The organism is Burkholderia sp. WSM2232, assembly GCF_000472545.1.
Taxonomy (GTDB): Bacteria; Pseudomonadota; Gammaproteobacteria; order Burkholderiales; family Burkholderiaceae; genus Paraburkholderia.
Genome location: NZ_AWZV01000006.1, coordinates 120,613 through 133,714, shown reverse-complemented (window position 1 = coordinate 133,714; position 13,102 = coordinate 120,613). Strand labels below are relative to the sequence as shown.

Sequence of the window (13,102 nt, the reverse complement as noted above, 5' to 3'; positions counted from 1 at the left end):
CGTCACTCCTCTTCTTCTTCAGCGTGCGGGCTGGCGAGACTGCGCCAGAGCAGCACCGGAATAATCAGCGTGAACACGATCACTTCCTTGTAAGCGCTCGCCCAGAACGACGAATACGATTCCAGCAGGCCGACGAGAATCGAGCCGGCCGCCGCCAGCGGATAGCTGACGAGTCCACCGATAATCGCCCCCACAAAGCCCTTCAGGCCGATCAGGAAGCCCGAGTCGTAGTAGATGGTGGTCAAGGGCGCCACGAGGATGCCGCAGAGCGCGCCAAGCCCCGCCGCGAGCGTGAAGGCGAGGCGCCCTGCTTGCGTCGTGCCGATCCCGACAAGCCGCGCGCCGAGCCGGTTGACCGAAGTCGCGCGCAACGCCTTGCCGGAGATCGAACGATCAAAGTACAAATAGAGCGCGCCGATCAGCACTACCGCCGTGCCGACCACCCACAGGCTTTGTCCGGAAATCGACAGACTGCCCAGGTTGAACGTCGCGTCCGAAAACGCCGTGGTGCGCGAGCCTTCGGCGCCGAACATCACGAGACCGAGGCCCACCATCGCGAAGTGCACGGCTACCGCCACGATCAGCAGGAGCAGCGTGGTCGCCTCCGCGATCGGCTCATACGCGAGTCTGTACACGAACGGGCCCATCGGAATCACGATCAGCAGCGTCAACGCGATCTGCGCGATCATGGGCAAAGGCTGCGAGAAAACGCCTTGAGTCAGCGCATACACGGCCACGGGGAACAGCAGATACTTGCCGGCCAGCACAGCGAGCGTTCGCGCGGCGTGTCGGCGCCGCTCCGCGTGCCGCATAAGCCCCGCTACTTCTACGACGAAGCAGGCCGCGCCCATCGCCATCAGCAGCCAGCAAGTGGCCGGAAACTTTTGCGTTTGTAGCGCGGCGAGCGTGAGCGCGCCATACGAAACAAACTCGCCCTGCGGGATGAAGATCACCCGCGTCACGGAAAACACCAGCACCAGCGCGAGCGCGAGCAACGCGTAGATCGCACCCGTGGTGATGCCGTCCTGCGCGAGGATCGCCGCAATTGATAGATCCATACTTCCTCGTCCTGAAGCGTCGAAATCGAAACTGGGAACGGTCGTGCCGGCACGCGGCCGCCAACGAAACTGCGGTGCTGAAAGACAACCGCCGCGCCGGAGCACGGCGCGGCGGTGGGTGCCATTGTCGTCGAACAGAATGGCAGTGCGGCGTCATGTGCCGCACTTCATGAGAGGCGCGTACCGCTTCTTGTATTAGTCGTTCTGCAGCTTCCACTTGCCGTCGACGATCTGCACGATCACGCGTGCGCGCTTGTCGAGGCCGTTGTGGTCCGTCGTAGTCGTGTTCATGATGCCGTGCGAGACAGGCAGTTCCTTGATGCTTTCCAGCGCGCCGCGCAGCGCTACGCGAAATGCCTCGGTGCCCGGTTGAGCCGTCTTGAGCGCTTCCGGAATCGCACGCTGCAGCATCTGGCCGGCGTCCCATGCATGACCGCCGAAGGTCGCCACCGAACCGGCGCCGTACGCCTGCTCGTAGGCCGCCTTATAGGCCAGCGACGACTTCTTCACCGGGTTGGATTCCGGCAGCTGATCGGCGACGAGGATCGGCCCCGCCGGCAGGATCTCGCCTTCGCAATCCTTGCCGCAGACGCGCAGGAAGTCGTTGTTCGCGACACCGTGCGTCTGATACACCTTGCCCTTGTAGCCACGCTCCTTGAGCGTCTTGGCCGGCAGCGCCGACGGCGTGCCCGAGCCGGCAATCAAAACCGCGTCGGGATTGGCGCCCATTGTCTTCAGCACCTGGCCTGTCACGGATGCATCGGTACGGTTAAAGCGCTCATTCGACACCACCTTCAGCTTGTGAGCAGCGGCGGCGGCGCTGAACACGTTGTTCCAGCTATCGCCGTAGGCGTCCGCGAAACCGATGAAGCCCACCGTCTTCACGCCGTGACGCTCCATGTGGTCGGCAATGGCATCGGCCATCAGGCTGTCGTTCTGCGGCGGTTTGAAGGCCCACGCGCGCTTTGCGTCCATGGGCGAAATGATGGCGGCCGAAGCAGCGAGCGAAATGACCGGCGTCTTGCCTTCGGATGCCGGATCGAGCATGGCCAGCGAATTGGGCGTCACCGTTGAGCCGATAATCGCGTCCACGTGATCTTCGTCGATCAGCTTGCGTGTGTTCTGAACGGCCTTACCCGTGTCGGATGCGTCGTCGAGAATGATGTACTGCACCGTCTTGCCGCCTATCTCCTTCGGCAACAGCGCGATGGTGTTCTTTTCAGGAATCCCGAGCGATGCCGCGGGCCCCGTGGTGGACAGCGTCACGCCTATCTTTACCTGAGCGAACGTCGCGCCTGCACCGCACATTAATGCCATTGCGATGCCAGTTCGTACCCATTGTTTTGTCTTTCTCATTGCAAGTCTCCAACGCTCCGAAGTGCGTATCTGTTATCCGACTCGTGGGTCGGGTGTCTGAATCTAGTTATAGGGTCCGGCCGTGCCAAGCATGGTTTTCCCTGCTCGATGTGCGCGCCTTCGCCGCTTGTATGTCGCTCCCTACTGCCGCAATAACCGAATGCCTCCGCGAACTCGCGCAACCTAAACCACTAACATGTTAGTAGTATTGCGTTGTGCCGCGCCGACGGTCAATAGACTGCAACCCAAATGCGGGTTTGTCCTGAAGCCGCATTGCCGCACGTTTCGCGCCGCAGTGCCCTTCGCTTGCACTGCTCGAGCGCACGCGCCGCGTTGCCTCAAGCGCGCAATAAAAAAGACGCGTCAACTGCACGCGTCTTTTTCTATGAACTCACCTGGCGCTTTGCCTTTCCTCAGTCGCCGGCCAACTTCCACTTGCCGCCGACAATCTGCACCATCACGCGCGCCCGCTGATCGAGACCAGCGTGGTCGTTCGCGCTCATGTTGAAGATGCCGTGCGACGCGGGCAGATCTTTCGTGCCTTCCAGCGCCGCGCGCAGCGCTTCACGGAAAGCCGGCGTACCGGGCTGCCCTTTCTTCAGAGCGAGTGGAATCGCGCGTTGCAGCAGCAGACCCGCGTCCCATGCGTGACCGCCGAAAGTCGATACCGAGCCTGCTCCATAAGCGCCTTCATACGCGCGCTTGTAGGCAAGCGCACTCTTCTTCACCGGATTCGAATCAGGCAATTGCTCCGCGACTAGCAACGGACCCGCCGGCAGGTACGTGCCTTCGCAGTCCTTGCCGCACACGCGCAGGAAGTCGTTATTGGCGACGCCGTGCGTCTGATAGTACTTGCCTTTGTAGCCGCGCTCCCTGAGCGTTTTCTGCGGCAACGCGGCTGGCGTGCCTGCGCCTGCGATCAGCACCGCATCCGGATTCTGCGAGACGATCTTCAGCACTTGCCCCGTGACCGATGCGTCGTTACGCGCGAAGCGTTCGTTCGCCACGACCTTGATTTTCGCCAGGTCCGCGGCCTTGCTGAATTCCTTGAACCAGCTTTCGCCGTAACCGTCGGAGAAGCCGATGAACGCCACCGTTTTCACGCCGTGATTGGACATGTGTTGCGCGATGGCGGTGGCCATCAAGATATCGTTCTGCGGCGTCTTGAAGACCCACGCGCGCTTGGCGTCCATCGGCTCGACAATGCTTGCCGCCGCGGCGAGTGAGATGACCGGCGTGGTGTTTTCCACGGCGACGTCAATCATGGCGAGAGAGTTCGGCACGACCGTGGAGCCGATCATTGCGTCCACGTGGTCTTCGCTCGTCAGCTTGCGGGCGTTCTTGACGGCCTGGGTGGAGTCTGTGGCGTCGTCGAGCACGATGTAGTCGACCTTCTGGCCGGCCACTTCTTTCGGCAGCAGCGCGATGGTGTTCTTCTCCGGAATGCCGAGCGATGCGGCCGGACCGGTTGCCGAGACGGTAACGCCGATTTTCACATCTGCGAATGCATGGCTGCTCCAGGCAGCCGAAACTCCGGTGGCGACTAATGCCGCGCTGATCCAACGCAATGCCGACTTCATTCCGCTCCTCTATGCCCCGTTAAACAATTCGCCTTAAATTCGTACGCAAATTCTTGAGTTAAATCCCAACCCAGCGGTCGGTGAATAAGAAGTGTAGCGGACCGGAGTCCCACGCCGCAAGCGTTTTGAAGGGGGAATACGGATAGGCGAGTCGATTATCGGCGGCATAAAAATGGCCGCCGACTTAGCGAATTCCTGGAATGGCGCAAATGGAAAAGCACAAAATAAAAAGCGCTGTTGGATATCAATCCAACAGCGCTTTCGTGCGGGCACTTAGTGCCTCATGTCTCCTCGTTCTCCACCTGCAAATTCGTGGTGCATCAGAACTGCATGAAGGTTAACCGAGCCCCCTCCCCGCCACAACTAGCAATTACCCTAGTGGTGCACTGCGGCACCGAATTGGGGCGCATTTGAGCGGCGTTGCTGCAAGTTCCACAAATAAGGGCTCAAGCGCGCTTTGCGGGTCATACTGCACAGCAGCGCGATTAGATCGGACGCCGAAGCAATTGGCCGCACCGTTGCGCGTGCGCCCGTCGCGCTTTTCACGCGCGCAGTGGCCGCACGCGCGCGATGACTTCGCCGACAATCCCGCGACGAAACGCGAGTACGCACGCAATGAAGATCACCCCCGTCACGATGGTCACCGACTCGCCCAGCGAGCGGAACCAATCCACGCCCGTGGCCGAAGCGAGCACGCTGCCGATATCGCCCAGGCGATCTTCCAGCGCCACGATCAATGCGGCGCCCAGCAGCGGCCCAAACAACGTACCCATGCCGCCCACCAGCGTCATCAGCACCACGAGTCCCGACATGGTCCAGTAGGCGTCGCTCAAGGTCTCGAAGCCCTGCACCACGACCTTCAGCGACCCCGCGAGTCCTGCGAGCCCAGCAGACAGAATGAAGGCGAGCAACTTGAAGCGGTCTGTATCGTAGCCAAGCGACACCGCGCGCGGCTCGTTTTCCTTGATCGCGACGAGCACCTGCCCGAACGGCGAATGCACGATCCGCACGATCAGAAGGAATGCGAGCACCATGACCGCCAGCACGACGAAGTACAGCGCGACGTCGGACGAAAGGTCGAGCACGCCGAACAGCTTGCCGCGCGGCACGCCTTGCAGACCGTCTTCACCATGCGTGAAGGGCGCCTGCAGGAACACAAAGTAGACCATTTGCGCAAGCGCGAGCGTCACCATCGCAAAGTAGATGCCCTGCCGACGGATCGCGAAGATGCCGACCACGAGCCCCAGCAAGGTCGCGCAAGCTGTGCCGGCCAGCACGCCGAGCTCGGGCGAGAAGCCGAGCGTCTGCATCGCATAACCGGTGACATAACCTGCCGACGCGAGGAACATTGCGTGTCCGAACGACAGCAGGCCCGTGTAGCCGATCAGCAGATTGAACGCGGCGGCGAAGAGTGCAAAGCACATCACCTTCATCACGAAGAGCGGATAGATGCCGAGCACGGGCACCGCGAGGAGCCCGAGCAGCAGCAGACCGTAGAGCACTTTTCTCTGCATCATTTTTCCTTGCCGAAGAGACCCGCCGGACGCACCAGCAACACCAGCGCCATGATGACGAACACGACGGTGGCCGACGCTTCCGGATAGAACACGCGCGTGAGCCCTTCGATCACGCCGAGCATCAGGCCCGTCAGGATCGAGCCCATGATCGACCCCATTCCGCCGATCACCACGACTGCGAACACCGTGATGATCATCGGCTGGCCCATCAGCGGCGAAACCTGGATGACCGGTGCGGCCAGCACGCCGGCAAACGCGGCGAGCGCGACACCGAAACCGTAAGTGAGCGTAATCATCAGCGGCACGTTGATGCCGAACGCTTCAACCAGTTTCGGATTTTCGGTGCCCGCACGCAGATATGCGCCAAGCCGCGTCTTCTCGATGACAAACCAGGTCGCGAAGCAGACGATCAGCGAAGCCACCACGACCCACGCGCGATAGTTCGGCAGGAACATGAAGCCGAGATTGGTCGCGCCCGAGAGTGCCGAGGGTACGTCGTACGGCTGGCCGGACGAGCCGTAGATCGAGCGGAACACACCTTCGACGACCAGCGTGAGCCCGAACGTCAGCAGCAGCCCGTACAGATGATCGAGCTTGTACAGCCAGCGCAGCATCGAGCGTTCGATCAGGACGCCGAACAGGCCGACCAGCAGCGGCGCAATGATCAGCATCGGCCAGTACGGCACGCCGAAGTATGAGAAGCCCATCCACGCGAGCATCGCGCCGAGCATGAACAACGCGCCATGAGCGAAGTTGATCACGTTCAGCAAGCCGAAGATCACCGCAAGTCCCAGACTCAGGATTGCGTAGAACGAGCCGTTCACGAGTCCGAGCAGCAACTGGCTGAGCATCGCGGGAAGCGGAATGCCAAAGATGTCCATTGAAGCCTTCACCCATCGTCAAGGTGAGATCGGTTGTGCGCGATCGGGCCGGCACACGTTGAACACGCGCATGACGCCGGCCACGCGCGGCATATGAAACAGACGGAGCGACGCGCACCAACGGCCGGCTGCCGGCATGGCGAGCCAGCCGTCGGCCGGACCTTCAGGCTACTTCACTTCCACAGCGCGCAGCGCGTCTCCGCCTTGGTGGTGAACGCCTGCTCGCCCGGGATCGTCGCGGTGATCTTGTAGTAGTCCCACGGTTCTTTCGACTCCGCGGGCGTCTTCACCTGCATCAGGTACATGTCGTGGATCATGCTGCCGTCCTGACGGATGTAGCCCTTTGCATAGAAGTCGTCGATCTTGGTCTTCTTGAGTTGCGCCATGACCTTGTCGGCGTCGGTCGAACCGACCGTCTGCACCGCCTTCAGGTAGTTCATGGTCGCCGAATAGTCAGCGGCCTGCAGGCTCGACGGCATCTTGCGCATCTTGTCGAAGTAGCGCTGCGCCCACTTGCGCGTATTTGCGTCCTTGTTCCAGTACCAGCTGTCGGTGAGCACGAGGCCCTGCGTCGTTTCGAGGCCGAGGCTATGCACGTCGTTGATGAACATCAGCAACGCGGCGAGCTTCATGCTCTTGGTAATGCCGAATTCCTTCGCGGCCTTGATCGAGTTGATCGTGTCGCCGCCCGCATTCGCGAGGCCGAGAACCTGCGCCTTCGACGACTGGGCCTGCAACAGGAACGACGAGAAGTCCGACGCCGACAGCGGATGACGCACCGCGCCCAGCACCTGGCCGCCGCTCGCCTTCACCACGTCCGACGTGTTCTTTTCGAGCGCCTTGCCGAACGCGTAGTCGGCGGTGAGGAAGTACCACGACTTGCCGCCCTGCTTCACGACTGCGGACCCGGTGCCTTTGGCGAGCGCCGTCGTGTCGTACGCATAGTGAATCGTATACGGCGTGCACTGCTCGTTCGTCAGCGTGTCGGCCCCAGCCCCGATGCTGATGTACACCTTGTGTTTTTCACCGGCCACGGTGTTCATCGAAAGCCCGGTTGCGGAATTCGTGCCGCCGATCAGCAGATCGACGCCCTCGCGGTCGAACCATTCGCGTGCGCGCGACGCCGCGATGTCCGCCTTGTTCTGGTGATCCGCGTACAGCACGGTAATCGGCTTGCCGTTGACCTTGCCGCCGAAATCCGCAACGGCCATGCGGATCGCCTCGAGGCCGCCCTGGCCGTCGATGTCCGCATAAAGCCCCGACATGTCCGTAATGAAGCCGACCTTCACTGCGTCGTCTGCCGCTTGCGCGCTCCCCGTAGTGATGGCGGCGCCGGCGGCGACCGCGAAACAAACTGAAGCAAGCCGCGCGAGTGGGTTCTTTTTCATTCCTGTCTCCTGGTTCTTCACTTGTGGTTATCAGAGGCAATCGGGCGCGAGCGCTACACGCCCAGCAGATCATGCAGTACCGGCATCTTGCTTTCGAGTTCACCCGCCCCGAAGTGCTCGACGATCGTACCGTGCTCCATCACATAGAAACGATCGGCAAGCGGCGCCGCAAAGCGGAAATTCTGTTCGACCATCACAATGGTGTAGCCGCGCGTCTTCAGTGTGACGATCATGCGTGCGAGTGCCTGCACGATGACAGGCGCGAGACCTTCGGAAATCTCGTCGAGCAGCAGCAGGCTCGCGCCCGTGCGCAGAATTCGCGCCACCGCGAGCATCTGCTGTTCGCCGCCCGACAGCCGCGTGCCCTGGCTCATGCGGCGTTCCTGCAGATTCGGGAACATCGAGTAAATTTCCTCGAGCGACATCATGTGTGCCTTGTCGCCCACGGGCGGCGGCAGCAACAGGTTTTCCTCGCACGAGAGGCTCGAAAAAATGCCGCGTTCTTCGGGGCAGTAACCAATGCCGTGATGCGCAATGCGATGTGTGGGCAGGTTGATCGTTTCACGGCCGCCAATGCGAATCGACCCCGTGCGCCGGCCGGTCAAGCCCATGATCGCGCGCAATGTCGTGGTGCGCCCTGCGCCGTTACGGCCGAGCAGCGTTACCACCTCGCCGCGATCCACCGTCAGATCGACGCCATGCAGGATGTGCGACTCTCCGTACCACGCCTGCAATCCCGCGATCTCCAGCGCGGGTGCGCCAGCGGCCTTGCCGCTCACCTCGAGGCTTTCGCGCTCGGCAATTGTGTTCATGCGTGGGCTCCGGCGAGCGCCGCGTCGGCGCTGCCCATGTAGGCTTGCATTACCAGCGGATTTTTCGACACGTCGGCATACGTGCCCTCGGCAAGCACTTCGCCTCGCTGAAGTACGGTGATGGTGTCGGAGATGCCGGCAATCACATTCATGTTGTGTTCGACCATCAGAATGGTGCGGCCGCTCGATACTTTCTTGATCAACGCCGTGACGCGGTCCACGTCTTCGTGACCCATGCCCTGCGTCGGCTCGTCGAGCAGCATCAGCTCGGGTTCCATCGCCAGCGTGGTGGCGATTTCCAGCGCACGCTTGCGGCCGTACGAGAGTTCGACGGTCAGCACATCGGCAAAATCGGTCAGGCCCACTTGCGTGAGCAGGTCCATTGCGCGGTCGTCGAGCCGGCGCAACGTGCGCTCGCTCTTCCAGAAATGAAAAGCGGTGCCAAGCGAACGTTGCAAACCAATACGCACATTCTGCAATGCCGTCAGATGCGGGAACACAGCGGAAATCTGGAACGAACGGATAATGCCGCGCCGCGCGATCTGCGCGGGGCGTTCATGCGTGATGTCGACGCCGTTAAAGACGATCTGTCCGGCTGTCGGCTCGAGAAACTTGGTGAGCAGGTTAAAGCACGTGGTCTTGCCTGCTCCATTGGGGCCGATCAGCGCATGGATCGAGCCGCGGCGCACGCGCAGGTTCACGCCGTTCACGGCAATGAAGCCTTTGAACTCACGAGTGAGGCCGCGCGTTTCGAGAATCGTATCGCCGAGAATCATGTTCCCTTCCATGCGGAGTTAGGCGAAGCATTACGATCTTTCGCGCGAAGCTCTGCGCGACTTTTTTTGGACGGCGGCACCCCGTGCACGCTCGTTGGCGTGCTGCACCAATCCGGACGGTAATCCCTGGGGCAGCACGCAGCATGGCTGCCATTGTCGCGCCAATGATGCAGCGCATTCATTGGGATTTGCACTTAGTGGACGATATGCCCTCACTAATCGTGCGCTGCAGTCTCTTATTGGAGACATGCACGCGCAAACGTCACGCGTGCGCAACGCGCGCCGTGTGCATGCTGCGAGAGAAGCCTGTCACACTGCGGACATCGACACCGCATGTCCAGCATGGGCGGCCATGCTGCCGCTCGCGCGCGCGCGACGGTCCTCGCGGATCATGTCGCTCGCCCGCTCCGCAATCATCAACGTGGGCGAGTTCGTGTTGCCCGAGGTGATGGTTGGCATGACGGATGCGTCCACTACGCGCAAACCGTCGACACCGATAACTCGTAGTCGGTTGTCCACCACTGCGCCGGGATCGTCGGTGGTGCCCATGCGACACGTGCCCACCGGATGAAAGATCGTGGTGCCGACCAGACCTGCGGCACGTTGCAGTTCTTCCTCGCTCTGGTATTCGATGCCCGGCAAGATTTCCCGAGGCTGATAGCGCGCCAATGCAGGCGCGGCGGCAATACGGCGCGTGAGACGCAACGCGTTGGCGGCGACGTGCCGGTCGTAGTCCGTGGAGAGATAGTTGGGAGCGATGAGCGGAGGCGCAGAAGCGTCTGCCGACTCGATATGAATGCTGCCGCGCGAAGTGGGCCGCAACTGGCATACAGACGCCGTGAATGCATTGAAGCGGTGCAGCGGTTCGCCAAAGCGATCCAGTGAAAGCGGCTGCACGTGATATTCGAGGTCGGGGCGAGTGATCGAGCGGTCTTCGCGATCGGACTTTGCGAACGCTCCTAGTTGCGACGGCGACATCGACATCGGACCGCTTTGAAAAAGCGCGTACTGCACGCCGATCATCAGCTTGCCCCACCAATGTGCGGACGCCGTATTGAGCGTCCGCACGCCATCGACCTGGTACGCCATGCGCAATTGCAGATGGTCCTGCAGATTCTCGCCGACGCCGCGCAGATCGTTGACCACTTCGATACCCAGTCGTTGCAGACGCGCGCCGTTACCGATGCCGGACAACTCGAGCAATTGCGGCGAGTTCACCGCGCCTGAAGCAAGTATCACTTCGCAGCGCGCCTTGGCCACGAAGTCGATACCGTTGCCGCGATATTCGACACCTGAGCAGCGGCGCCCTTCGAATATCACGCGCTGCGTGTGTGCGCCGGTAATGACGGTGAGATTCGGACGCCGCATTGCAGGACGCAGGAAGGCCTTCGACGCATTCCAGCGAATGCCGCGTTTCTGATTGACGTCGAAGTAGCCGACGCCGCTGTTGTCGCCGCGGTTGAAGTCGTCGGTGGCGGGAATGCCGGTCTCCTGCGCGGCCTTTGAAAATTCCTCGAGTATCTTCCACTTCAGGCGTTGCTTCTCGACACGCCATGGCCCGCCTGCGCCATGCGATTCGCTCGCGCCGGCGTAGTAATCCTCGCTGCGCTTGAAGATGGGCAGCACCGAATTCCACGACCAGGACGCGTCGTTCGTCACGCGTGCCCACTCGTCGTAGTCTTCGCGCTGGCCGCGCATGTAGATCATGCCGTTGATGGACGACGAGCCGCCGAGCACCCGCCCGCGCGGATACGACAGCGCGCGCCCGTTCAGTCCCGGCTCCGCCTGCGTTTTGTAAAGCCAGTCAGTTCGAGGATTGCCAATGCAGTACAGATAGCCGACCGGCACATGGATCCAGTGATAGTCGTCTTTGCCGCCCGCTTCAAGCAGGAGCACCTGCACGTCTGGATCTTCGGTCAGGCGATTGGCGAGCACGCAGCCCGCTGTCCCTGCGCCCACGACGATGTAGTCGAATTCGCCTTCCAGACGCCGCTGCGACGACGCGGCTTGCACGTGGCTCATCGTTCCGTCTCCTAATCATTTTTTGCCGAGGGCGCGACGCCCGGCTTGATCGACGCCTTCGGCGCGCTGTTCAAGCCGCGCAGCCGAAGGCTAACGTCCGCGGTTACTTCGCGACCGGCATTGTGAATTCGGCGCCCTTCGCGATGCTGTCGGGCCAGCGCTGCATGATGCTCTTATAGCGCGTGTAAAACCGCACGCCCTCTTCGCCGTACGCGTGATGGTCGCCGAATAGCGACTTCTTCCAGCCGCCGAACGAATGCCATGCCATGGGCACCGGAATCGGCACGTTGATGCCCACCATGCCGATCTGGATCTGCCGCGAAAAAGCGCGCGCAATGCCGCCGTCGGACGTGAACAACGACACGCCGTTGGCAAACTCGTTAGCGTTGATCAGTTCAACCGCCGACGCGAAATCAGGTACACGCACCACGCACAACACCGGTCCGAAGATTTCCTCGCGATAGATCTTCATATCCGTCGACACATTGTCGAACAGCGTACCGCCGAGGAAGAAACCGTTCTCGTGCCCGTCTACCCGATGAGCGCGGCCATCCACAACAAGCTTTGCGCCTGCCGCGATACCGGCTTCTATGTAGCCCAGCACCTTCTCGCGATGCGCGGCCGTCACCAGCGGTCCCATTTCGGCGGCCGACTCCATGCCGTTCATAATCTTCAGGCTCTTTACGCGAGGCGTGAGCCGCTCCACCAGTTCGTCTGCGATATGGCCCACTGCAACGGCGACGGAGATCGCCATGCAACGTTCGCCGGCCGAACCGTACGCGGCGCCGATCAGTGCGTCGACGGCCTGATCGAGATCCGCGTCCGGCATCACCACGAGGTGATTCTTGGCGCCGCCCAACGCCTGCACGCGTTTGCCGTGCTTCGTGCCCTCCGCGTGGATGTATTCGGCAATCGGCGTGGAGCCGACGAACGACACGGCGCTCACGTCGGGATGCACGAGCAGCGCGTCAACCGCGACCTTGTCGCCGTGCACGACATTGAACACGCCGTCGGGCAAACCGGCTTCCCGCAGCAGTTCGGCTATACGGTTGGATGCCGACGGGTCGCGCTCCGAAGGCTTCAGCACGAAGGTATTGCCGCACGCAATCGCGACGGGGAACATCCAGCACGGCACCATCATCGGAAAATTGAAGGGCGTGATTCCCGCGACCACGCCGAGCGGCTGACGCAGGTTCCAGTTGTCGATGCCGCCGCCGATCTGGTCGGTAAAGTCTGTCTTCAGCAGATTGGGAATGCCGCACGCGAACTCGACCACTTCGATACCGCGCATCACCTCGCCTTTCGCGTCGGAGAACACCTTGCCATGCTCGCGCGTGATCAGTTCCGCGAGTTCGTCGTGATGGCGGTCCAGCAGCTCCTTAAACTTGAAGAGCACGCGGGCGCGCTTGATGGGCGCGGTTTCGCTCCACGCGGGAAAGGCCGCATACGCGGCGGCAACCGCCGCATCCACTTCCGCCACGCTGCCTAGCGGCACGCGCGCACTGACTTCGCCGAGCGCGGGATTGAAGACGTCGCCAAAACGGCCGCTGGTTCCCTCTATGGCCTTGCCGTTGATGAAGTGCGTCAGCGGCTGCACGCCGGTGCGCGTGCGAACGATTTCGTCGGGATATGTCTCGCTCATGTTCTCTCCTCGCGGTTGTGGACCATCATTCATGATGGCTGCTGCGAATTGTTCCGCCTGAAAACGGCGT

Annotated in this window: 10 protein-coding genes; all 10 read right to left on the bottom strand. The window is 61.6% G+C overall.

Translation table 11 applies throughout. The features are described 5' to 3' along the window. Positions 1–2: 2 nt before the first annotated feature. On the bottom strand, positions 3–1,058 hold the full coding sequence (locus tag F757_RS0105905; protein ID WP_027210605.1) for a branched-chain amino acid ABC transporter permease: 1,056 nt from the start codon (positions 1,056–1,058) through the stop codon (positions 3–5). Positions 1,059–1,253: 195 nt separating this feature from the next. Beyond that, positions 1,254–2,414 carry an ABC transporter substrate-binding protein gene (locus F757_RS0105900; RefSeq protein ID WP_027210604.1) on the bottom strand — a complete coding sequence of 387 codons (1,161 nt, stop codon included), beginning with the start codon at positions 2,412–2,414 and terminating at the stop codon, positions 1,254–1,256. 413 nt (positions 2,415–2,827) lie between these two features. Next, complete coding sequence (locus F757_RS0105895; RefSeq protein WP_027210603.1) at positions 2,828–3,994, bottom strand: ABC transporter substrate-binding protein; 1,167 nt, start codon at positions 3,992–3,994, stop codon at positions 2,828–2,830. A gap of 542 nt (positions 3,995–4,536) precedes the next feature. Next, a complete protein-coding gene (locus tag F757_RS0105890; RefSeq protein WP_027210602.1) occupies positions 4,537–5,508 on the bottom strand; it encodes a branched-chain amino acid ABC transporter permease in 972 nt (323 codons plus the stop codon). Further along, a complete protein-coding gene (locus tag F757_RS0105885) occupies positions 5,508–6,392 on the bottom strand; it encodes a branched-chain amino acid ABC transporter permease (RefSeq protein ID WP_006050831.1) in 885 nt (294 codons plus the stop codon). Before F757_RS0105885 ends, F757_RS0105890 begins: the two co-directional genes overlap by 1 nt. Positions 6,393–6,565: 173 nt before the next feature. Continuing rightward, on the bottom strand, positions 6,566–7,780 hold the full coding sequence (locus tag F757_RS0105880; protein WP_027210601.1) for an ABC transporter substrate-binding protein: 1,215 nt from the start codon (positions 7,778–7,780) through the stop codon (positions 6,566–6,568). Between the two features lie 53 nt (positions 7,781–7,833). Beyond that, a complete protein-coding gene (locus F757_RS0105875) occupies positions 7,834–8,592 on the bottom strand; it encodes an ABC transporter ATP-binding protein (protein WP_027210600.1) in 759 nt (252 codons plus the stop codon). Further along, positions 8,589–9,368, bottom strand: a complete 780-nt coding sequence (locus F757_RS0105870) for an ABC transporter ATP-binding protein (protein WP_027210599.1) — start codon at positions 9,366–9,368, stop codon at positions 8,589–8,591. Before F757_RS0105870 ends, F757_RS0105875 begins: the two co-directional genes overlap by 4 nt. Before the next feature lie 309 nt (positions 9,369–9,677). Next, the gene (locus F757_RS0105865; protein WP_027210598.1) at positions 9,678–11,390 is read right to left on the bottom strand and encodes a GMC family oxidoreductase; all 1,713 of its coding nucleotides are present in this window, start codon (positions 11,388–11,390) and stop codon (positions 9,678–9,680) included. Between the two features lie 103 nt (positions 11,391–11,493). Beyond that, on the bottom strand, positions 11,494–13,032 hold the full coding sequence (locus tag F757_RS0105860; protein WP_035466362.1) for a CoA-acylating methylmalonate-semialdehyde dehydrogenase: 1,539 nt from the start codon (positions 13,030–13,032) through the stop codon (positions 11,494–11,496). Between the last annotated feature and the right edge of the window lie 70 nt (positions 13,033–13,102).